General features: G+C 67.4%; 23 protein-coding genes. 4 read left to right on the forward strand and 19 right to left on the reverse strand.

Annotated features, from left to right (window positions below; genetic code table 11):
- Window positions 1-21: 21 nt before the first annotated feature.
- The 4 genes from EL338_RS16785 to EL338_RS16800 all read left to right on the forward strand — a co-directional run bounded on the left by EL338_RS16785 (window position 22) and on the right by EL338_RS16800 (window position 3,470).
- Window positions 22-1,149: a 2-oxo acid dehydrogenase subunit E2 gene (locus EL338_RS16785; RefSeq protein WP_126334782.1), complete on the forward strand. Its 1,128-nt coding sequence runs from the start codon at window positions 22-24 to the stop codon at window positions 1,147-1,149.
- Between the two features lie 10 nt (window positions 1,150-1,159).
- Complete coding sequence (locus EL338_RS16790; protein ID WP_126334783.1) at window positions 1,160-1,786, forward strand: NAD(P)-dependent oxidoreductase; 627 nt, start codon at window positions 1,160-1,162, stop codon at window positions 1,784-1,786.
- A gap of 82 nt (window positions 1,787-1,868) precedes the next feature.
- Complete coding sequence (locus EL338_RS16795; RefSeq protein WP_235666181.1) at window positions 1,869-2,465, forward strand: TetR/AcrR family transcriptional regulator; 597 nt, start codon at window positions 1,869-1,871, stop codon at window positions 2,463-2,465.
- A 27-nt stretch (window positions 2,466-2,492) separates the two neighbouring features.
- On the forward strand, window positions 2,493-3,470 hold the full coding sequence (locus EL338_RS16800; RefSeq protein WP_126334785.1) for a quinone oxidoreductase family protein: 978 nt from the start codon (window positions 2,493-2,495) through the stop codon (window positions 3,468-3,470).
- A 21-nt stretch (window positions 3,471-3,491) separates the two neighbouring features.
- Here EL338_RS16800 and EL338_RS16805 read toward each other — a convergent pair whose 3' ends face one another.
- From EL338_RS16805 to EL338_RS16895, 19 genes are all read right to left on the reverse strand, one after another.
- The gene (locus EL338_RS16805) at window positions 3,492-5,174 is read right to left on the reverse strand and encodes an FAD-dependent oxidoreductase (protein ID WP_126334786.1); all 1,683 of its coding nucleotides are present in this window, start codon (window positions 5,172-5,174) and stop codon (window positions 3,492-3,494) included.
- Window positions 5,175-5,194: 20 nt separating this feature from the next.
- Window positions 5,195-6,067 carry an NAD(P)H-binding protein gene (locus EL338_RS16810; protein ID WP_126334787.1) on the reverse strand — a complete coding sequence of 291 codons (873 nt, stop codon included), beginning with the start codon at window positions 6,065-6,067 and terminating at the stop codon, window positions 5,195-5,197.
- A gap of 87 nt (window positions 6,068-6,154) precedes the next feature.
- Window positions 6,155-6,889: an SDR family NAD(P)-dependent oxidoreductase gene (locus EL338_RS16815; RefSeq protein ID WP_126334788.1), complete on the reverse strand. Its 735-nt coding sequence runs from the start codon at window positions 6,887-6,889 to the stop codon at window positions 6,155-6,157.
- A 28-nt stretch (window positions 6,890-6,917) separates the two neighbouring features.
- Entirely contained in the window at window positions 6,918-7,322 is a 405-nt protein-coding gene (locus tag EL338_RS16820; RefSeq protein WP_126334789.1) for a nuclear transport factor 2 family protein, read from the reverse strand.
- A 69-nt stretch (window positions 7,323-7,391) separates the two neighbouring features.
- The gene (locus EL338_RS16825; protein ID WP_435404910.1) at window positions 7,392-7,955 is read right to left on the reverse strand and encodes a hypothetical protein; all 564 of its coding nucleotides are present in this window, start codon (window positions 7,953-7,955) and stop codon (window positions 7,392-7,394) included.
- Between the two features lie 45 nt (window positions 7,956-8,000).
- Window positions 8,001-8,408 (reverse strand): hypothetical protein, encoded by a 408-nt coding sequence (locus tag EL338_RS16830; protein ID WP_235666182.1) that lies wholly within the window; start codon window positions 8,406-8,408, stop codon window positions 8,001-8,003.
- Window positions 8,405-8,881 carry a hypothetical protein gene (locus EL338_RS16835; RefSeq protein ID WP_170217452.1) on the reverse strand — a complete coding sequence of 159 codons (477 nt, stop codon included), beginning with the start codon at window positions 8,879-8,881 and terminating at the stop codon, window positions 8,405-8,407. Before EL338_RS16835 ends, EL338_RS16830 begins: the two co-directional genes overlap by 4 nt.
- Window positions 8,882-8,905: 24 nt before the next feature.
- The gene (locus EL338_RS16840; protein ID WP_435404938.1) at window positions 8,906-9,496 is read right to left on the reverse strand and encodes a hypothetical protein; all 591 of its coding nucleotides are present in this window, start codon (window positions 9,494-9,496) and stop codon (window positions 8,906-8,908) included.
- Window positions 9,497-9,515: 19 nt separating this feature from the next.
- The gene (locus EL338_RS16845; RefSeq protein ID WP_126334790.1) at window positions 9,516-10,166 is read right to left on the reverse strand and encodes a hypothetical protein; all 651 of its coding nucleotides are present in this window, start codon (window positions 10,164-10,166) and stop codon (window positions 9,516-9,518) included.
- A 39-nt stretch (window positions 10,167-10,205) separates the two neighbouring features.
- Window positions 10,206-11,162: an MlaD family protein gene (locus EL338_RS16850; RefSeq protein WP_126334791.1), complete on the reverse strand. Its 957-nt coding sequence runs from the start codon at window positions 11,160-11,162 to the stop codon at window positions 10,206-10,208.
- Window positions 11,159-12,154, reverse strand: a complete 996-nt coding sequence (locus EL338_RS16855; RefSeq protein WP_179967287.1) for an MlaD family protein — start codon at window positions 12,152-12,154, stop codon at window positions 11,159-11,161. Before EL338_RS16855 ends, EL338_RS16850 begins: the two co-directional genes overlap by 4 nt.
- Window positions 12,154-13,272 (reverse strand): MlaD family protein, encoded by a 1,119-nt coding sequence (locus EL338_RS16860; protein ID WP_126334792.1) that lies wholly within the window; start codon window positions 13,270-13,272, stop codon window positions 12,154-12,156. The genes EL338_RS16855 and EL338_RS16860 overlap by 1 nt, the downstream gene beginning before the upstream one ends.
- Window positions 13,272-14,213: an MlaD family protein gene (locus EL338_RS16865; protein WP_179967288.1), complete on the reverse strand. Its 942-nt coding sequence runs from the start codon at window positions 14,211-14,213 to the stop codon at window positions 13,272-13,274. Before EL338_RS16865 ends, EL338_RS16860 begins: the two co-directional genes overlap by 1 nt.
- Before the next feature lie 17 nt (window positions 14,214-14,230).
- The gene (locus tag EL338_RS16870; protein WP_126334794.1) at window positions 14,231-15,241 is read right to left on the reverse strand and encodes an MlaD family protein; all 1,011 of its coding nucleotides are present in this window, start codon (window positions 15,239-15,241) and stop codon (window positions 14,231-14,233) included.
- The gene (locus EL338_RS16875; RefSeq protein ID WP_126334795.1) at window positions 15,238-16,308 is read right to left on the reverse strand and encodes an MlaD family protein; all 1,071 of its coding nucleotides are present in this window, start codon (window positions 16,306-16,308) and stop codon (window positions 15,238-15,240) included. The genes EL338_RS16870 and EL338_RS16875 overlap by 4 nt, the downstream gene beginning before the upstream one ends.
- A gap of 19 nt (window positions 16,309-16,327) precedes the next feature.
- Window positions 16,328-17,200: an MlaE family ABC transporter permease gene (locus tag EL338_RS16880; RefSeq protein WP_126334796.1), complete on the reverse strand. Its 873-nt coding sequence runs from the start codon at window positions 17,198-17,200 to the stop codon at window positions 16,328-16,330.
- Window positions 17,200-18,081, reverse strand: coding sequence for an MlaE family ABC transporter permease (locus EL338_RS16885; RefSeq protein WP_235666184.1), 882 nt, complete (start codon window positions 18,079-18,081; stop codon window positions 17,200-17,202). The genes EL338_RS16880 and EL338_RS16885 overlap by 1 nt, the downstream gene beginning before the upstream one ends.
- Window positions 18,082-18,165: 84 nt before the next feature.
- The gene (locus EL338_RS16890) at window positions 18,166-18,360 is read right to left on the reverse strand and encodes a ferredoxin (protein WP_126336928.1); all 195 of its coding nucleotides are present in this window, start codon (window positions 18,358-18,360) and stop codon (window positions 18,166-18,168) included.
- Window positions 18,361-18,371: 11 nt separating this feature from the next.
- Entirely contained in the window at window positions 18,372-19,595 is a 1,224-nt protein-coding gene (locus EL338_RS16895; protein ID WP_126334797.1) for a cytochrome P450, read from the reverse strand.
- Window positions 19,596-19,931 lie beyond the last annotated feature (336 nt).

A 19,931-nucleotide genomic window follows, 5' to 3' on the forward strand; every position in this document is an offset into this window, starting at 1 on the left:
GTGATCGGACCGCACACACTGATGAACACCACCACCCAGACCCCCACGGCCACCGTCTGCCTGCCCGAACTCGGCGAGGGGGTCGAACAGGCCACGGTGACCCGCTGGCTCAAATCCGTCGGCGACTACGTCGAGGTGGACGAGCCGCTGCTCGAGGTCGCCACCGACAAGGTCGACACCGAGGTCGCCTCCCCGCACAGCGGCACCATCACCGAGATCCTCGCCGAGGAGGACGACGTGGTCCCCGTCGGGGGCGGCTTGGCGACCGTGTCCGGCAGCGACGACGCCGGGACGGCCCCGGCCGCGGCGCCGGAGCCCGTGCCGACACCGGAACCGGAACCCGAGCCGGCCCCGACACCCGTCGCCACGACACCCGTCGTCGCGACGCCGCCGGTCATCGCGCCACCCGCACCCGCCCCGGCAGCGCACCGCGGCGGCACCACCGAGAAGCTCCCGCCGATCCGGCGCACCATCGCCCGCCGGATGCTCGAATCGCTGCAGGTGTCGGCGCAGCTCACCACGGTCCTGGAGGTCGACCTCTCGGCCATCAGCCGGCTGCGGGCCGAGCACAAGGAGGAGTTCCTGGGCCGCACCGGCACCAAGCTGTCGTTCCTGCCGTTCCTCGCCAAGGCCGCCCTGGATGCGCTGCCCGACTACCCGATGCTCAACGCCTCGCTGAACGGCGACGTCACCGAGGTCACCTATCACGGCAGCTGCCACCTGGGCATCGCGGTCGAGGGCCCCAAGGGCCTGATGGTCCCGGTGATCCGGGACGCGAGTGCTCTCGGGATCGCCCAATTGGCCCAGGCCACAGCGCGATTGGCCGAGCGGGTGCGCGGCGGAACCATCACCGTCGACGAACTCAACGGCGGCACCTTCACCATCACCAACACCGGCAGCCGGGGCGCGCTGTTCGACACCCCCATCATCAACCAGCCCCAGACCGGCATCCTCGGCACCGGGGCGGTGGTCGACCGCGTGGTCCCCGTGCGCGACGCCGGCAGCCCCCTGCGCATCGAAGTCCGTCCGATGGCCTACCTGTCCATCTCCTACGACCACCGGATCGTCGACGGCGCCGACGCCGCGAAGTTCCTGACCGCCATGAAACAGCGCCTCGAATCCGGCTACACCGCTGAAGATCTCAGCTGAGCGGGCACAGGTGACTCGGATACTGCTGTTCGGCGCGAGCGGCTACGCCGGCAGCCGGATCAGGGACGAGGCACTGCGGCGCGGGCACCAGGTCACCGCGGTGTCCCGGGGCGGCCCGGTCGCCGCGTCGCTGTATGACCGCGACGCGGTCCTGCGGTTGGCCGAGGACGCCGACGTCCTGGTCTCGGCGATCACCAGCGGTCCCGACGCCGCCGGCAACACCCTGCCCGACGCCGTGCCGATCCTGGTCGCCGCGGCGCAGCGCAGCGGGGTCCGGATCGGCGTCGTCGGCGGGGCGGGCGGCCTGCTGCTGAGCGAAGGCGGCGAGCAGGTCATCTCGCGCCTGGCGGCGATCGCACCCCCGGACAAGCTGCGGGACATCGCACTGCACATCGACTTCCTCGACCGCCTGCGCGAAACACCCGAGGACGTCGACTGGTTCTATCTCAGCCCCCCAACCGGATTCGGCGCCCACGTGCCCGGCGTCGCGCGTGGCCACTACCGCCTCGGTGCTGACGTTCTGCTCACCGACGGCCAGGGGAACTCGGAGATCAGCGGCGACGATTTCGCCGTGGCGTTCCTCGACGAGATCGAGGACCCCCGGCACCGTCGGCGCCGGTTCACGGTTGCGTACTGACGCGAACTCCGCACTCGGCGCGTTAGGTCTACGCAGTACACTCGGGCGGCAGCGGCCGGTGCTGAGGAGATTCGTGCGTAACGTGGGTTTGGACAGAGCCACGGTGGTGGCGGCCGCGACGCACCTCGCCCGGTCGGTGGGCATCGAGAACCTGTCCATGCGCCGGCTGGCCACCGCGCTCGATGTGACGCCGATGGCGCTCTACCGCCACCTCCCGAACAAGGAGTCCCTGCTCGATCTCGTCGTCGACGAGTCGCTGCGGTCGGTGCCCCCGGTCGATCCCGACGGGCCGCTGATCCCCGAGTTGCGCAACTCCTTCGGGGCGATCTATCGCCTGGCCGTCGAGCAGCCGGGCCTCGCCGCAGCGATGGCCGCCCGGCCGCTGGAGGGCGAGGTGGCCCGGCACCTCGGCGAGCGCGTCCTGGTCCTGGCGGGACGCCACGGATTCGATGACAACAGGGCGGCCGAATTCTTGGTGGCGCTGTTCGGCCTGACCCTCGGCACCGCCCTGTACCGCTCGTCGCGCAAGGACCGCCAAGCCCGCCTGGCCACCGCGGGTGACGACACGCCGACCGTCGTCCGGTTGCGCGACGCCATCGCCGGGGTCAGTGCCCGCGACGACCAGTTCCTGGACTCGCTCGACCGATTGGCGGCGGGTTACCTACGCGAGTTGAAATGAGACGCGAGCCGAAATGAGAGTCGACACATGAGGGCAGCAGTCCTGCGCAATTGGGGCGCCCCCGACGAATTGCGGGTCGAGTCGGTCCCCGACCCGACGCCCTGCGACGGTGAGGCACTGGTCGAGCTTCGCGCCGCCGCGCTGAACTGGCACGACGTCATCGTGCGGCAAACCGGCCGGGGCGCACAGCTTCCCAGCATCCTCGGGATGGACGGCGCCGGCGTCCGCCGGGACACCGGCGAGGAGGTGGTCATCTATCCCGGCCTCAACTGGGGCGACAAGGCCGCCGGCCCCGGCCCGGGCTTCGGCGTCCTCGGCGATGCCGACGACGGAACCTATGCAGAACTCATCGCGGTTCCCGAGGCGATGCTGTATCCCAAGCCGGCGCACCTGTCCTGGCTGGAGGCCGCCGCACTGCCGTGCGCGGCGCTGACGGCGTTTCGCGCGGTGTTCACGCGCGCGGGGTTGCAACCCGGCGAGACGGTCTTGGTGCTCGGGGCCGGCAGCGGAGTCTCGACGTTCGCGGTGCTGTTCGCCGCCGCCAGCGGCGCAGAGGTCTATGTCACCTCGTCGAGCACGGCGAAGATCGACAGCGTTCGTGGTCTCGGCGCCCGCGGTGGGGTGCTGTACACCGAGCCCGGCTGGCCTGCCGCGGTCGCAGAGAGCACCGGCGGTGGGGTCGACGTGATCGTGTGCGGCGTCGGCTCGGAACTCGCTGACGCGTTGTCCTGCCTCAAAACCGGCGGCCGGATAGCGCTTTTCGGCGCCCGGGCCGGGCAGGCGGTCGGCTTCGACGCCGCGACCCTGTATTTTCGGCAGGCCTCGATCCTGGGCACCACGCTGGGTAGCCCGGACGACTTCGCACGCATGCTCGAGTTCGTCACCGCGCATGAATTGCGCCCGGTGGTGGACCGCGTCTATCCGCTAGACGAGATCGCCGCGGCCCACACCTATCTGGAGACCGGCGGCCAGCTCGGCAAGGTCGTCATCGACATCACCGCCTAGTCATTACACCTAGCCCCTCGACTAGCTGACAACCGCCTCGGAGCCGGGAATCGCACCCGCGACCGACGCGAGATGGCGGCCGGCGATGTAGCCGAACACCGAACCGGCGCCCAAGGTGATACCCGGCCCTGGATAGCGCAGCCCCATCACCGACGCGGTGCTGTTGCCCGCCGAGTACAGCCCCCTGATCGGCTCGCCGGCCTCGTCCAGCACCCGGGCGTGCTCGTCGGTGAGCAGTCCACCGCTGGTCCCGACGTCACCGGGCCACAACTTCACGGCGTAGAAGGGCGGTTGTTCCACCGGTCCCAGATTCGGGTTCGGTCGATGCGACGGATCGCCGAAGTAGTTGTCGTACACCGTGCTTCCCCGGCCGAAGTCGTCGTCGACCCCGCGACGGGCCTGCTCGTTGAACCTCGTGACGGTGGCGCGCACGGCCGCGGCCGGCAGACCGCAGCGCTGCGACAGCGCCTCCAGCGAACGTTCCTTGATCAGGTAGCCGGACTTGATCCACGACCGGGGCGTGTACCCGCCCGGGACACCGCCGAACATGTACCGGCGCCGGTGCCTAGAGTCGATGATCAGCCACGCGGGCACCGTCGGCACCGACTTGTCGTTCTCCAGCATCTGCTGGGCGAAGGTCGTGTAGTCGGCGGACTCGTTGGCGAACCGTCGCCCGCTCTGATCGATGACAATGCTGCCCGGCAAGGAGCGCTCCCACACCAGGAAGTCACGATTCCCGTTGGGCGGCAGAACGACCGGAACCCACCAGGCGCCCTCCATGTTGGCCGTCGCGGCGCCGATCTTCATCCCGGCGATCAGGATGTCACCCTGATCGCCGGGGATCGCGGCGGACCACTCGGCGCCGACCGGCTGATACTGCCGGCGCAGTTCGGCGTTCTGGGAGAATCCCCCGCCGGCCAGCACCACCCCGTGCCGGGCGAAAATTCGGCGCAACCGCCCACCCTGCTCGATGACCACACCCTGGACCCGGCCGTCCACCTCGACGAGTTCGCGCAGCGGACTATTGCGTTGCACCGGAATCTCGAGCTGCTGACAGATCAGACCGAGTTGGCCGATGAGCGACTGTCCCATCCCGACCAGGCGTCGCTTGGCGGCAAGGCCACGCGCCGCACGCCCGGCGGTCTGCACACCGGCCACGAGGCCGCGTCGGGACCGGGTGGCGACCACCAGGTCCGCGATGTCGCCGCCCAGCAGCGGAATGGGCGGAAGCGTCTCGGGCTTGCGCATCGTGTCGGCGGCGGCGCCCAGTCGGCGTAGGTCGAAGAGATCACCTTCGACGACTCGTCCCAGTTTCGCGCCGGGAAGATCGCTGTGATAGTCCGGCCACCGACTCGCTCGGCGCCACCGAAAGCCGTGCTGAGCAAGGTCGTTCGCCATCCGAGCGGCATTCTCGACGTACGCGCGGCGACGTTCGATCGAGCTGGCCGGGCCGGCGTCGCCGATCACGTTCTCGAGGTACTCCATCGCCTCTTCGATCGAATCGCGCACGCCTTGGGCGGCCATCAGCGGGTTGACCGGGATCCATACGCCGCCGACGGACATGGCGCTGGTGCCGCCCCACTCGGCGGCCCCCTCATACACGCGCGTGCTCAGTCCGGCCGACGTCGCGGCGAACGCCGCCGTCAGTCCTGAGACCCCGCTGCCGATGACGATGACGTCGTCGCCCGCATCCCAATCCACCATTGCTTCGACCTTTCGTTGGTTCAGGCGCCGGCCGGGGACAGGAACGCCTCGACCGAGATCGGGGCGCGGCCGATGAGCCTTTCGGTGTCGCCCAACGGCGCCTCCAACAAGCCGCCCCTGATGCTCGCGCCGAAGCCGACGATCGGATCCGCGACCGCGGGCGGCAGTCCGGCCTCCTGCAGGCCGGCGGCATACTCCTGGTCCGAGACCGCAACCACCTCGACCGTGCGGCCGTATGCAGTGCTCAGCAGTGCCGCCAGCGTCTCGTCGTCGATCAGTTGGGCACCGGAGATGTTGTAGGTGGCGTTGTCGTGGCCCGCGGTGGTGAGCGCCGCCGCCGCGGCGGCGGCGCAGTCATCGCGTGCGACGGGGGCGTGTCGCCCGGTCCCGTTGTTGGAGACCAGCGTCCCGGTGGCCGCGCTCTGCGCCCAGACCGGCGCGAAGGCATCGAGGTACAGCGCGTTGCGCAGAATGGTCCAGGACATCCCGGCGGCCTGCAGGGCAGCCTCGGTCTCCGCGTGGTCGCGCATCAACGGCGCCAACTCCACCGGATGCGCGACGTGCGGGTTGGTCGCCGAGGTGTAGACCACCCGTGCGACCCCCGCCTTCGCGGCCGCCGCAATGGCCGCACGGTGCTGCGCGGCCCGGCGACCGACGGCATCGGTGGAGATCAGCAGCAGCACGTCGATGTCGTCGAACGCCGCGGGCAACTCCTCCGGGGCGTCGAAGTCCGCGTGGCGGATGCGCACCGAACCGGCGGATCGGCTCCCCGTCAGCGCCTCCGGGTTGCGGGTGAGCAGCACCAGATCGGTGTCCGGATTCGCACGCAGGACGTGATCGGTTGCCGCGCGGCCGAGTTCGCCGCTGGCTCCGGTGATGCCGATGGTGGTCAATGTCGTCCTTTCGCCGTTCGTGGTTGCGCACTTGCGCACCCCGGCCCGCAGTGCGGTGTCGCCCGGGCCGGGGCGCGGCGTCTGCGCCTATGCGCAGGCGTATCCGCCGTCGACGGTGTACTCCGCCCCGGTGCAGAAGCTGGCCTGATCGGACGCCAGGAACGCGATCATGGCCGCGATTTCCTCCGGATTGCCCAAGCGGGGCTGCGGCAGCGCGGCGGTCATCATGTCGAGGGCCTCGCGCGGGAAGCCCGTAAAGATGGGCGTCTCGACGATGCCCGGGTGCACGGAGTTCACCCGGATGGAGTACGGCGCCAGATCCAGTGCCGCACTGCGACTCAGGCCGCGCACGGCCCACTTCGAGGCCGAGTAGGCGATGGCGTCCTTCACGCCGACCAGGCCGGCCGACGAGGACACGTTGACGATCGATCCGCCACCGGCGGACTTCATCGACTCGACGACGGCCTTCATGCCGAGGAACGCACCGAGCGCATTGATCTCGAAGGTCTTCTGGAACTCCGCCTCGCCGATGGCTTCCAGGCCACCGGGGGTGAAGATGCCGGCGTTGTTGACCAACACCGACAGCGAACCGGATTGTGCGGTGATCCGGGTGACCGCCGCTTCCCAGGACTCCGCGCTGGTCACGTCGAGTTGGATGGCTTCGGCGCCGGAGCCCAGTGCCGTCGCCACGGCTTTTGCCCCTTCCTCGTTGATGTCGCCGAGGTACACCTTGGCGCCGGCGGCCACGAGCGCGCGGGCGGTCGCTTCCCCGATCCCGCTGGCCGCCCCGGTCACCAGGGCGACCTTGCTGTTCTCTGTCATTGCTGTAATCCCTTCTGCGTTGCGCTGTTTAGAGGTGACCTTCGAAGGCCGCGAGGACCGGGCGGGGATCCATGAACTCCAGGTGCTCGACGAGCTTTCCGTCGCGGAACCGGAGCTTGATGACGTAGCGGTTCTCGTACGGGGCACCCCAGACCGTCTTCGCCTTCGAATTGGTGGTGGCGAACACCACCTCCGGATCGTCGGCGGAGGCATGGATGTCGGTGTCCGCGAACTCGAAGGACTCCCAGGCCTGCCAGAGCTGACCCACCCGGGCCCGGTTGGGTTCCAGGCCCAGGGTGGGTGTTTCGGGTTCACCGGGCATCAGCGGCACGTGCATGCTGAAGTCCGGATCGACGAACCCGTCCCACTCCGCGACCGCGCCGCGGGCCAGGATGTCGAACCACTTACCTGCGGCCTCGCTGCTGTTACTCATGTCGTCGATTACCTTTCGTTCGTATCTTCAAGTGCGATGTCGGCGATGTGGGTCTCCCTCGGAGGCCGGTCAGCTGTAGCAGGGGCCACCGCCCGGCGGACTGCACGACGCGGGTCCGAGTTCGATCCAGCTCAGGTCCATCCACGGCGGGGACAGCCAGGTTCGGGTCGGCTCGATGAGGAACCGCAGCGGACCCCGTTCGCAGTAGATCCGCCCGTCGGGCGTCGCCGCGCATGTCGTGCCCTCGTGGGTGACCTTGGTCCGCGGTTCGAGCACCCGCTGTGCCCGGGCCGGAGGGAACCGGACCGCCATCGACCAGTCGTAGTGCACCGCCCGGTCGCCGTCGACCCAGCCGATGTGACTGGTCCCCGCCGGCGCCCCGGGAATCGTTCCGGCGCAGCCGAAGCTGCCCAGGCCCCAGATCCCGCAGTTCTGTCCCGTCGGGGCGATGAACCACACCCCGCCGGGCTCCACGAAGCTGCCGGCGTCGGCCTGTTCGTAGTAGCGGATGTCCGGGAACGGATCCGGGGCGGCCTCGGCGGCGCCGGGGTCGGCGTGCCCGGGCGCCGCACCGGCGAACGCCATCACCGTCGCGAGCACGCCCAACGCGATGCTGTGCAATCGAACTCTCATGCTTCCTTCCGGCCGTCCTTCTGCTCGGCGACTCACGTTGTGGGCCTAGGTGATCCGGTTCGTGATGCCGTAGCAGGCGGCGTTGCCCAGATCCAGGGTGTTCTGGCACAGGACCTCGCCTCGATAGATGATGCGCACGGTCACCCATCGGCCCGGCGACGCCTTTTCCCGCCAGTGCGCACGCACCTGACTGCCATGCGGCGGGGCGTCGCGGACCGCGCGCACGTTCGCGTCGATGCGCCAGGGCAGCGGTGCGTGCACCGCCCACAGTCGCCCGGTGGCGTCCTGGTATTCGATGTTGGCGGTGTCGATGTGGTCCGAGACCACCTCGTAGGTGACGAGTTCGTCGGCCCAGGCCACCGCCGGATTGGCGAGCACGGCGCCCAGCGTCGCGGTGCTCAGGATGCCCGCCAGCGCGCGCCAGGCCCGGGGTGTGAACTTCGATGTGGTCATGGGCCCACCAGGATCGCGGTCACGATCACGAAGCCCGTATCTTCCTCGAAGCGCAGGCTGGTGCCGATGTCGGCGTAGGAGCAGTTGGGGATCTCCTTATAGCCCTGCAACAGCAGCGCTTTGATGGCGTCGGGGGCGTTGCGACCCGCGCCCAGCAGCGTTATCGCGTTGTCGGTCTCGATGCCCAGGTCCCGCAACAACGCGGTCGGCTTCGGGTCGTCGGCCGGGACGTTCCCGGAGCTGTGGTCGAGATAGCTGGCGGTGGAGCGATTCACGATATCCGCGGCCTGCTCGACCGTCGCATTGTGTTGCAGCGCCCCGCAGGAGGAGGCGCCCCGCGCCGTCGCCACCGCCTGTTCGACCTCGGACCCGGGATCGGCGCCGGCGGTCGGGGCCGCCATCCCGGCCGCCACGATCGGTCCGCCGATGATCAGGGCCAGCGCCCCGCGCCATCGCTGATTACCGCTACTCATCTCCGATATCCCTTCCTCGACTCATCAGCGGCACACATGGGAGCGGTTGATCTTGCTTCCCCACCGCATCATGTGGTGATACGACGGGCCGGTGAACCAGGTCGGCTGGCGGCCCTTGATCCCGTTGGAGACGTTGGACATCTGCTGCCACAGGCCGTAGAAGGCATCGCCCTGATACAGCGGGAAATACATGTCGCCGGCATGGTTGTGGCTTTGGGTCAGCATGTGTACGCGCGGGGTCAGGAACTGCAGGGACTGATCAATGTTCCCGACGACGATGGCGGTCTGCTCGGGAACACCCGGGCCGTCGAAGTTGCCGTTGTTGCGGATGATCGCGTTGTTCAGGCCGGCGATCTGCCGCTTGATGGTGGCGTACTGGGCGTTGTACCACTGACACATCTCCCGCTCCGCGTTGATCTCCGCCGCGGTGACATCACCGCGCGTCTGATCGAACGGGAAGGGCCACATGGGCTCCCAATCGCTGGGCACCGGAACCACGACCGGCAGCGGCTGCGGAAAGTCGTGGGTGATCGGTTCGACGTCCCGGCCGGGAAGCGCGGCGACGGTCGAACTGAAGGTCAGCGCCGCCCCGAGCGTCATCACCACGGCCGCGATCACTCGTGTCCACACGGCGCTACCTGCCCAGGGCCGCATCGACACCGCCGACATCGGTGATCTGCCAATTGTTCCGGCTGTCCAACGTGATGCTGTAGGTCGCCGTGGACTGCAGCCCCTCCGGCGCCTGCATCGTCTTGGTCAGCACACTGACGAACGCGTCGACGATGTAGATCCCGCCGCTGATCGAGCGCACCTTCGCGGTCAGCGGTTGCGCCGTCGATTGCCACTGCAGCGGCGCCAGCACCTGCTCCATGGAGTCGGCGGCCTTGGTCAGCTTGTCCTTCAACTCCGGTGAAGTGCCGCCGACGAGGTTGGCTTTCCACCCACCGAAGTCCTGATAGTTCATCTCGGCGGCGTTGACCGCGTACTCGATGGCGGCGGTCTCGGCGCGCTCGACGTTGCTCGCCTCGACGGCACTCGCGTCGAGCTGAGCCTTGGCGTCGAGGTAGAGCCAGCCCAGTGCGGCCACCGCGATGATCAGCACGCCCATCGCCACGGCTATGACCAAGCCGCGCAGCGACATCGAGATCTGCCGGGACTTCTTGTCCGCAGCGGTGTCGGGCTGCCGGTCCTCGCCCACCGGCGTTGCGGTCTCGTCGATCCCGGACTCGTCGTCCACGGTGGATTCCGCTTCCTCGGTCCGGACATCGGTGTCGATTACTGCCATGAGGATTCCTCTTTCGGGTTGAGCAAAGACGGGGCCGACCTAACGATCGGGAATTGCGACATGAAGTCTGATGGCCCCCTCTTCCGGAGTTCCCGCGAGCGCATTGGAAAGGATCTGCGCGGTATCGAAATTCATCAGCGCCCCGCCGATGCCGCTGAACTGCGGCAGCAGGGCCTCCGAGATGACCTTGAGGTCCCCGCCGCGGTCGTCGAGGAGCTTCTGGATGCGATCCAGGAACTTCTGGAACAGCTGCATGTTCTCGGGGTTGTTCCAGGCGACGGTGTGCATCATCCCGTGCCACACCCGGTTGATGTTGACCCCGGCCTCACGCACCGGTGCGCCGGCCTCGGCGAGCTTGGGCCCCACCCAATGGGCGTTCTGCAGCAGCGTCTGGAAGTTCTCCAGTACCTCCGCGCCGTCGCCGTCCAATCCGGTCACCATGTTGCGCGCCAGGCGACTTGCCCTGACCAGGTTCGGCAGGACCACCTGGGGATCCGGCAGTGCCGCGTCGGTCTCGTTCAGGATCCGCTTGAGTTGCTCGGGGTCCATCTGGTCGAGGACCCGGACCACGCTGGTCGCCAACTGAGAGATCGACGGCGGGACCGTGATCGACTCGGTCGCGATGTGCTGCCCCTCGGTGAAGAACGGCCCCTGGGTGGTCCGCGGCTTGAAGCCGATGAACGCCTCCCCGAGCGCCGACAGGTTCTCCAGCCGAATCTCGCTGTCGACCGGGATCTCGTGGCCGGCCTCGAGATAGAAGTCCACCGAGGCAGCGTCCATCTCCGCCGAGACCGCCGTGACCTTACCGACGACGGCCCCGCGCAGCAGCACACTGGAGCCGACAACCAGGCCCTTGACATCCGGGACGGCCATGGACAGGTTGGTCCGATCCTCGGGCGGATTCAGCCGCAGCCCGAAGGAGCCGATATAGGCCGCCGCGACGGCGATGATGACGGCGAAGGCGCCGAACGACAGGACGTTCTTGACGGTCCTCATGGCATTGCCCCCAGCATCCGCAGGACGTCCTCCACGTTGTCGATCATCTCGTTGCCGTCCGGTCCCGTGATCGAGGTGATGTTGATCGCCGGATACTTGTCGGCCGGCATGTAGGACTCGGTGAACAGCGTGCGCCACGCCGCCGCTTCGTCCTCGACGTTCCACTTCGTCTGCTGCACCGCACCCAGTGCATCGGCCATCGAATTCAGCAGGGGCACCAGCCAGTAGCCACCGCTGTAGATGCTGCCGATCGACGGCAGCACGGTGCCGATGTAGTCGGCCACCTGGGTGGCCCGGTCGAAGCCGAGCATGCCGGCCGGGGTGAACCAGTGGGCGTATACCGGGAGGTGTCGGCGCATCACCTCGGCGGTTCCCGAGACACCTTGCAGCCATTGATCAACGGTCTCGATGTCGGATGCCAGATCCGACAGGTCGACCGCGACCCGACTCACCAACGCCCGCAACTCCTGACGGTCGGTCGGGGTGACGTTGTTGACCTTGATGATGCTGTCCTGCATCCGTTGCACCGATCCGCTGCCGACGAAGTTCGCCAGGTTGGCGATGGTGTCTTCCAGCTGAGGAGGTGATGTGGTCTGCGCCAACGGAATCCGGCCATCCGGCACCAACGCCGGGCCCTGCTCTTCCAGCGAGGGGCGCTCCAGGGCCAGGTAGATGTCGCCGAGGACCGTGGACTGTTCCAACGTGGCTCGGGCGTCGGACGGGATGGCCACGCCGGGCTCGATCTGCGCGGAGACCTCCACGCGGTCGCCCTGCAGGTCAACCGAGGTCACCATTCCCACCGTCGTCCCACCCTGGACCACCTTGGCGCGTTCGGGCAGGTTCAGGATGTTCTCGAACTCGATGACGATGGGGTATCCCCCGCCGCCCTGTGCACCCGGCTGCGGCAACGAGTTCACCGTCAGCGACGCGCAGGAGGTGACCACCATGGCCGTGGTGGCGCCGACGATCACCGCGGCTATCCGACGTTTCATCATGAGCGGCTCGCTTGCTGTAGCACGTACTGGAGAAGCGCGACGTCGACGGCGTACGGCGTGCCGTGCACGTCGGCGCAGCTGCCCGGCATCGACGAGTTCATGAAGCCGCACAGGGCCAGTCCATCCGGGGCCCGGACGCGGAACATCGGCGGCCGGTAGGCGATGTTGAACATGTTGAACTGCCGGTGGTTGTAGCTGTGGGCCACGGAGTCGATCCACCAGGGAACGCCGTTGAACAGGCCGGCCAGCGCATTCGCGTGCGGAGTGACCTTGCGCACCGCCGCGCTCACCGAGTCCAGCGTGATCTGGGTTTCGTCGCCCAGTCGGGTCTCCAGCACGGCCACCGATTCCAGCAGCGGCCCCAGCGTGCCCAACTCCACGTCGGCGCCGGCCAGGCGAGCGGTGCCGTCGAGGGCGACGACGAGATCGCCGGCGGTCGCCGGCAGGTCGACGATGATCTCCTTCAACGGTTCCCGGCTGTCGACCAGGACGGTGGTCAGATCCCCCAGGTTGTCGGTGATCGTGCCCAGATCGCTGATGGCCTGGTCCGGGCTGTCGAGCAGCGCGGAGGTCGCGCTGACCAGCTGCCCGCCGCGGACACCGTTGTTGTGCGTCAACCGGTCCAGACCGCCGACGGTGTCGGCGATGTTGGTCGAACCGCTGTCGTTGATCGCGTTCAACATCGTGTCCGCCGACCCGATGACCTCCGACAAGGTCTTCGGGGAGAACGACCGTTCCGGGGCGATGCAGCTCCCCGGATCCAGTTGTGGCCCCTCGGCATAGTTGCCGACCAACTCCAGGGACCGGTCGGCCAGGATCGACGGCGACCGGACGACCGCCTTGACGTCGGCGGGCAACGTCCGCTGCTCGGTGACGGAGAATCCGACCCGGACATGAGCCGGTCCAGCGTCGATGGAGGTTACGGTGCCGATCGGGTATCCCATCTGGGTCACCGGGTTTCCGACGTACAGGCCGACCGTGTCGGGCAACAGCGTGCAGTAGTCGGCACTTTCGCTGCGCGGGCTCGCACACGCGGTGCTGCCGGCTGCGAGGGCGACGGCGGTCAGCGTCGCTGCGGCGGTACGTGTCGCGCGCGGTGTCAGGTTGATGGGCATCAGCAGGGGCTCTCCGGTAGCGGGATACAGAGATCGGTGGCCAGCAGTTCGGGACGCGCGTTCTGGGCATCGAGCACCCGCTCGATCTTGTCCCGCACTCGGCGCAACCGCGGAACGATCCGGCTGTTGTTGTCGACCCAACGGCGCACCCGGTCCTGCCACTCCCGCACCTTGAGGATGAAGTCCTCGCGGTGGTTCACCCAGAACTTGCCGTAGGGCACCAGGAAGGCATCGGAGATGTCGCCCATCCCCTTGAGCGCACCGGCAAACCCCTTGCCGTACAACACCAGTGTCTGCTCGAGGATCGAGAGCTTGGCGACGAGTTCGCTGAGCTTGCCGCCGTAGTTGCTCAGGCTCTCGATGTATTCGTCGGACAGGTTGAGGATCTGGGTGATCTGTCCGCGTTGGCTGTCGATCGTCGCGGTCAGCGAGTTGCCCGCGTCGATCACCGCGCTCAGCGCATCGACGTTGGTGCCGTCGAGGCCGGCCTGCAGTTCGTCCAGCGATTCCCGGATCGGCCTGGTGTCCACCTCTTCGGTGACCTTCGTGGAGTCGGCCAGGGTGTCCATCAGGCTGTAGGGCATGGTGGTGCGCTCGCGCGCGATGGGCTGCTCGCCCAGCGGTTTGTCGCCCAGGGAGACCAGGTTGACGTAGTAGCCGCCGACGATGGTGAGCATCCGCACCTCGATCTGCGACTGATCGCCGACGAAGGCGCTCCCGTCGACCTTGGCGCGCACCTTGACCTGATCCTGTTCCAGCGTCAGGTCTTTCACCTTGCCCACCGTCATCCCGGCGATGCGCACGTCGTCGCCGGGTTGCACCGCCGCGACGTCGTTGGTGTAGAACGTGACGGTCTTCTGGCCGGGTGGATTGACGTAGACGGCGGCGGCGGTCACCGCGAGCACCGTCACCAGGACCAGGGCGCTCACCCCCCAGAACATCGGGCTCTTGAACTTGCTCACTGGTTGCACAGGATCACCCGCTGTCCGTTCAGCAATACATCCATTGTCTCGGGAAGTTGCGCGCGACCCTTGGAGCACGGGACCGGTTCATCCGGCGCCGCAGCGGGTTCGATGTTGTCCCAGATGACCGGCACGCGTTTGAAGGCGTCGCTGTAGTCGTCCAGGACGGTGAGGGCGCGGTCCAGCCCTTCGTCCATATCCGCCTCGCCCGCACGGAAACCCGCGTTCTCGAGCAGTCGGACGGCCGCGGAGGTGAACGCCGGCCCGTAGAGTTCGGACTTGCGGAACTCGTCGAGAACCGAGAGCGCGGCGTCCACCGGCCGGTTCAGCCAGTCCAGGATCTGGACGAGCTTTTCGGAATGCCCGCCGAAGGTCGTCGAGATCTCGGAGAGGTTCCGCATCAGCGTCGCGACGACCTCCTGACGGTTGGACACGAAGGAGGTCAGTGTCCTGATGCTGTCCAGCATCGGGCCCAGGCCCCCGCCGTCGCCGTGCAGGAACGACGCGACGTTGGCAGTGAAGAGGTCGATGTCGTCGGGACTCAACGTGTCGAGCACCGGCTGTAATCCGTTGAACAGCTTGGTGATGTCGAACGACGGTCTCGTCATGCTCAGCGGGATGTGGCTGACCAGCGAGGCACCCGGATCGTCGACTTCGGCGGCCTCGACCACGTCGATGTACCGCAACCCCGTCAGCGCCTGGTACTTGATCAGCAGCCGGGTTTCCGGCAGCACCGCGTAGCGACTGTCGAGGGTGAAATCGACCTCGGCGAAACTCTGACCGGCCGCACGGGTCAGCCGCATGTCGCCCACCTTGCCGACCCGCAGGCCACGGATGCGCACGTCGGCGTCGGCGTGCAAGCCCGAGATGTCACTGAATTCTGCAGTGTAGGAGCGTGTTTCAGCGGCGACGGGTTGTCTCAGGACGTTCACCGTCAGGACGAAGATCACCGAGGTGAGCGCGGCCACCAGGGCGAACCGCCAGAATGCATGCCAGGGCTTGATCATGGTCCACCGATCGCGTTGACGGGCGCCTGGACGCCGGGGATCCGGTCGAGAACAAGGTGCACCTGCAGCGCCCGCTGTTCGGGCGAGCCGGCGTAGAGCTTCTCGAGTCGGGTGCGGAGTTCTGTCAGCATGTCGTCGACTCCTACCGGTGTCACCAGGGCGGGCACCGTGTCGGACAGGGTCTGGACCAGGTCGACCACCGGACGCAGATCCGAGCTGTGCGACGACAGCAGCTTGCCGAGCGCGCCGAAGAACGATCCCGACATCACATCGAGTGTGACGAGGGCGCGGTCCTGCCAGTACTCCTCGGTGACCGCCATGCCCGGTTCAGCCACGACGTCCTGCCCCGGCAACGCATCCTTGCCGGAGACGTTGAACGTCACGAACTCCTGATTGAAGGACTGCCCGGCGGCCGTGGCGTTGTCGACGAAGGACGGGAAGGCCACGCTGATCCCGGTGGTGTTCCGCATCAACTGCTCGGTGCTGACGGTCTGCACCCGGGCCAGCGTGTTCGCGCCGATCAACCCGGACTCGATCATCGGGTTGAGCCCGTCGGTGTAGCTGGTGGCTCGGTTGATGACATCGATGAGCTGCGGGGTGATCACTCCCCCGGTGATCTCGCCCAGTTGCGAGAGCATCGTCGGCAGCGTGAAGTTGCCCACCGGGACGGTCCGGACCTGCGCGCCGTCGCGCAGCGGCTGTCCGCCCTCGCCCGGGATGAGGTTGATGCCGGTGACCCCGAAGTAGTTGGCGGGCCGGAAGTCGATCCGCATGGAGTCGGTCAGCCCCACCGCGGGCGTGCCCTCGACATTGGCGTCGAGATGCACGTTGCCGTCGGGCCGAACCGCCACGGCGGTGACCTCACCGACCGGCACCCCGTGCATCAGCAGCGGCGTGCCCGCCCCGACCCCCTGGCCCACGTAGGGCACATCCATCACGATCGACGTCCGGTCGGCCGGCGGCTTGGCGAACGGATTGATGGCGACCACCAGGACTGCCGCGGCGAAGGCCGCCGCGACCCCGACCCCGATGGTGGTCAGTCTGCGGTCCTCGGCGTCTGCCGTCATACGAAATAACACCGCGCACCTATCCCTTGAAGATGAATTCTGGGCGCAAGCCCCACAGCATGATCGTGGTGGCCAGGTCCAGGACCATGATCGTCACCAGGCTGGCCCGGATGGCCCGCCCGGACGCCTCACCGACACCGACCGGTCCGCCGGAGGCGAAAAACCCGTAGTAGCAGTGGATCAGCGTCACCGCTGTGCAGTACACGGTGGCCTTGAGCAGCGCCGCCCCGATGTCCGGGAGGGTGAGGAACTGGATGAAATAGTGGTCATAGGTCCCGGCCGCCTGACCGTAGAAGACGGTGATCACCGTCACCGCCGTGTAGAAGCTGACGATCAGGGTCAACAGGAAACCTGGTATGACGCACAGCAATCCGCCGATGACGCGGGTGCCGACCACGAACGGGATCGCCCGCAGCCCCATCGCCTCGGTGGCGTCGATCTCGTCGGCGATACGCATCGAACCGATCTCGGCGGTCATCCGGCAACCGGCCTGCGAGGCAAACGCCACTCCCGCGACCAGCGGAGCCATCTCCCGGACGTTGCCCCACCCGCCGATGATTCCGGCCAGGGCACCGAGTCCGATCAGATCGAGGGTGGCAAAGGCCTCGATGGCGACGATCCCGCCGACGGTGACGCCGAGGATGGCCAGCACGCTGATGACGCCGCCGTCGACGACGATCGAACCCCGGCCCCACGCCAGGTTGTTCATCACCTGCAGCGTTTCGCGCCGATACCGGCGGACCGTGATCGGCAGCAACCAGATGGTCTGCGCAATGAAGGTGGCCCATTGGCCGAGCTCCCGGAAGGGTGCCCGCAGCTGCTTGGTCGGGATCAGCCGTGAACTGAAAAGCTTTGAGGGTGCCGAAGATCGGTGTTGTGCCGCCGTTGCCATCACGCCACCGCCATCGGGAAGAACATCGTCTGCAACTGGGTGATCACCAGGTTGACGACCACGATCAGGATGACGTTGAGCACCACCGAGGCGTTCACCGCGTCGGCGACACCGCGCGGTCCGCCCTTGGCCTCCATACCGCGCTGGGAGGAGATGATCGCCACGATCGAGGCGAAGACGAATCCCTTGCCCATGGTGAACCACAGGTCGGTCATCTTCGCGAACGACCCGAACGAGATCCAGAAGCTGCCCGGCGTCACGTCATTGACCACCGTGGCGATCAGGAATGCGGCCCCCACGCCCATCGCGATCACGATGGTGACCAGGATCGGCGTGATCAGCAGCAGCGCCAGGAACCGCGGAACCACCAGGCGCCGAACGGGATCGATCCCCAGCGTGCGCAGCGCATCGAGTTCCTCGCGGATGGCCCGGGCACCGAAGTCGGACGCGATCGCGGCCGCGGCCGCACCACCCATCAGCAGCCCCGCCGTCACCGGCGCGCCCTGCCGCAGGACGGCCACCCCGGTTGCCGACCCGACGAGCGAGTTGGCACCCACCTCGTTGACGAGGCCGGACAGCTGCACCGCGACCATCGCCCCGAAGGGAATCGCCATCAGGATCGCCGGCAGCACGGTCACCCGGAGCAGGATCCAGGCCTGAGACATGGTCTCCCCGAAGGGAAGTCGCAGCGTCAGCGTGTCGGTCACGGCGTACCGGAACACCGACGCGGCCAGCAGGACACCCCGGCCGGTGGTGGCCGCGCTGTGCACCGGAATCTCCGCGAGCCGTCCGGCGGCGCCGGCCGCGGCGGACCCGACCGCGGCCGCGACGGGCCGTGGTCGGGTATCCGCCGCGGGCGGCGCGGTTTGAGTAACCGTCATTACGGTCGGCTCTCCTCGATCTCAGAGGGCGTAGTCATCTCGGAGGGCGTGGTCAATGCCAAACCCTTCGTCTACGCCTGAACTTCAGGAACTGATTCGGATGGCCTGGATCGGACAGCGTTTGCCCGCCAGCGTCACTGCTTCCGCCAGCGAGGCGTCGGGGGTGTCGGTCAGCAGACGCACCTGTTCGTCGTCGTCCTCGAGCACGAACACCTCCGGCGCCAAGCCGACGCAGACCCCATGGCCTTCGCAACGGTCGTAATCGATCTCAACTCTCATCGTCACGGGCGTCACGGTGCGGGCGTGAAAGTGGCCGGCAGAGAGCCGATCGCCGCCGTTTCGGTGCCGTGGAACTCGTACTTCGCCGCCGACGGATCGACAAGGGTGATGTCGGGCAGTCGGCGCAGCAATTCCTCGACGGCGATGCGCAGTTCCATCCGCGCGGTGGGAGCGCCGGGGCACGAGTGGATTCCGAAGCCGAAGGTGAGGTGGCGGTTCTTGCGGCCGAACTTGCGATCCACATCGAATTCGTCCGGATTCTCGTACACCTTGGGATCCCGGTTGGCCGCCGCCCAGCACGTCTGGATGTAGCTGTCCTTGGGGATCTGCGTGCCGCCGAGCTCCACGTCGCGGGTGGCCCGCTTGTAGAGCCCGAAGAACGGCGGGTGCAGCCGCAGCGTCTCTTCGACCGCGCTGGGGATCATCTCGGGGTCGGCCTTGAGCCGTTCGGTCAGTTCGGGCCGCGAGAGCACCTCGTGCAAGATGCTGCCCAGCACGGCGACGCTGGTGCCGTGACCCGCAACGAGGAACGAGTTCATGATCTGGCCGATCTCGAGCGGGCCGAGGGGCTGGCCGTTCAACTCCGCGTTGGCGAGATCGGTCAGGAAGTCGTCCTTCGGATTTTCCTTGCGCGCCATGACTTCCTGCGCACCGAACATCGCGAAGTCCAGGAAGGCCTTGGGGCCCTCTTCGGGATCCTCGAATGCCGCCACGAGGCGCAGCGTCATATCGCGCACGGTGGCGCGCTTGTCCAGGTCGAACCCGATGATGCGGCAGAGCGCGTAGAGGGGCACCTCCTCGCAGAATTCCTCGACCAGATCGCAGGAACCCTTGGCCGCGAAATTGTCGATGAGAAGGTTGATGTCCTCGCGGATACCTTCCTCGAAGCGCCCGGCGGTATCGGCGTTGAACGCCTTGGCCACCAACTCGCGCCACATGGTGTGCTCCGGCGGATCCATCTCGATCGGGGGGAAGGCCGGCCGCTCGACCACCGGCAGCACCACCGTCGGGTAGTGCGAGAAGGTCTCCCAGTCGCTGTGGATCTTCCTGACCAGGTCGTGGTCGAGCGCGAGGTAGAAGCCGCCCAGCTCGTCGCTGTGCGGCACCGGGCACCCCGCGGCGCGGGCCTCGGCGAAGAGCTCCATGGCCCGGTCCGGGGTGGATGTGTAGCTGCTGTAGCCCGACAGTTCGGTCTGAAGGTCGGCCGGAAGGCCCTTGTCGACCAGTTCGGACATGGTTCTAACCCTTTCTTTGTGGCGGCTGCCAGCCCCCGCTGGGCCAAAGTGCTCGCGCAGCGCCCGTTCCGTGCGTGATGTCGGCTGAACCCCACTCGGCTCGCCGAACAGGGGCCCGATCTCGAATGTCGTCGCCCCCGCCGGCGATCCGCAGTGTGGTGGATCACATACTAAGCACACTGTTGACACAGAATCAATGACTTGAAGTCGAAAAGGTCATCGCGGGGTGTGACATAAGTCTACTTATACTGCGCAACCCCCGGTCAACAGGGAAAATGCACCGACCCAGAGCTTGTCATCTTATTTACGGCGGCGACAAGTCGACGCGCCAAACTC

This window comes from Mycolicibacterium chitae, assembly GCF_900637205.1.
GTDB lineage: Bacteria > Actinomycetota > Actinomycetes > Mycobacteriales > Mycobacteriaceae > Mycobacterium > Mycobacterium chitae.

Excerpts from the sequence above, each read along its gene's own strand:
- EL338_RS16785 (WP_126334782.1), top strand. The coding sequence starts at position 22 with ATGAACACCACCACCCAGACCCCCACGGCCACCGTCTGCCTGCCCGAA.
- EL338_RS16800 (WP_126334785.1), top strand. The coding sequence starts at position 2,493 with ATGAGGGCAGCAGTCCTGCGCAATTGGGGCGCCCCCGACGAATTGCGG.
- EL338_RS16805 (WP_126334786.1), bottom strand. The coding sequence starts at position 5,174 with ATGGTGGATTGGGATGCGGGCGACGACGTCATCGTCATCGGCAGCGGG.
- EL338_RS16815 (WP_126334788.1), bottom strand. The coding sequence starts at position 6,889 with ATGACAGAGAACAGCAAGGTCGCCCTGGTGACCGGGGCGGCCAGCGGG.
- EL338_RS16820 (WP_126334789.1), bottom strand. The coding sequence starts at position 7,322 with ATGAGTAACAGCAGCGAGGCCGCAGGTAAGTGGTTCGACATCCTGGCC.
- EL338_RS16825 (WP_435404910.1), bottom strand. The coding sequence starts at position 7,955 with ATGAGAGTTCGATTGCACAGCATCGCGTTGGGCGTGCTCGCGACGGTG.
- EL338_RS16830 (WP_235666182.1), bottom strand. The coding sequence starts at position 8,408 with ATGACCACATCGAAGTTCACACCCCGGGCCTGGCGCGCGCTGGCGGGC.
- EL338_RS16835 (WP_170217452.1), bottom strand. The coding sequence starts at position 8,881 with ATGAGTAGCGGTAATCAGCGATGGCGCGGGGCGCTGGCCCTGATCATC.
- EL338_RS16845 (WP_126334790.1), bottom strand. The coding sequence starts at position 10,166 with ATGGCAGTAATCGACACCGATGTCCGGACCGAGGAAGCGGAATCCACC.
- EL338_RS16850 (WP_126334791.1), bottom strand. The coding sequence starts at position 11,162 with ATGAGGACCGTCAAGAACGTCCTGTCGTTCGGCGCCTTCGCCGTCATC.
- EL338_RS16855 (WP_179967287.1), bottom strand. The coding sequence starts at position 12,154 with ATGAAACGTCGGATAGCCGCGGTGATCGTCGGCGCCACCACGGCCATG.
- EL338_RS16860 (WP_126334792.1), bottom strand. The coding sequence starts at position 13,272 with ATGCCCATCAACCTGACACCGCGCGCGACACGTACCGCCGCAGCGACG.
- EL338_RS16865 (WP_179967288.1), bottom strand. The coding sequence starts at position 14,213 with ATGTTCTGGGGGGTGAGCGCCCTGGTCCTGGTGACGGTGCTCGCGGTG.
- EL338_RS16870 (WP_126334794.1), bottom strand. The coding sequence starts at position 15,241 with ATGATCAAGCCCTGGCATGCATTCTGGCGGTTCGCCCTGGTGGCCGCG.
- EL338_RS16875 (WP_126334795.1), bottom strand. The coding sequence starts at position 16,308 with ATGACGGCAGACGCCGAGGACCGCAGACTGACCACCATCGGGGTCGGG.
- EL338_RS16880 (WP_126334796.1), bottom strand. The coding sequence starts at position 17,200 with ATGGCAACGGCGGCACAACACCGATCTTCGGCACCCTCAAAGCTTTTC.
- EL338_RS16885 (WP_235666184.1), bottom strand. The coding sequence starts at position 18,081 with ATGACGGTTACTCAAACCGCGCCGCCCGCGGCGGATACCCGACCACGG.
- EL338_RS16890 (WP_126336928.1), bottom strand. The coding sequence starts at position 18,360 with ATGAGAGTTGAGATCGATTACGACCGTTGCGAAGGCCATGGGGTCTGC.
- EL338_RS16895 (WP_126334797.1), bottom strand. The coding sequence starts at position 19,595 with ATGTCCGAACTGGTCGACAAGGGCCTTCCGGCCGACCTTCAGACCGAA.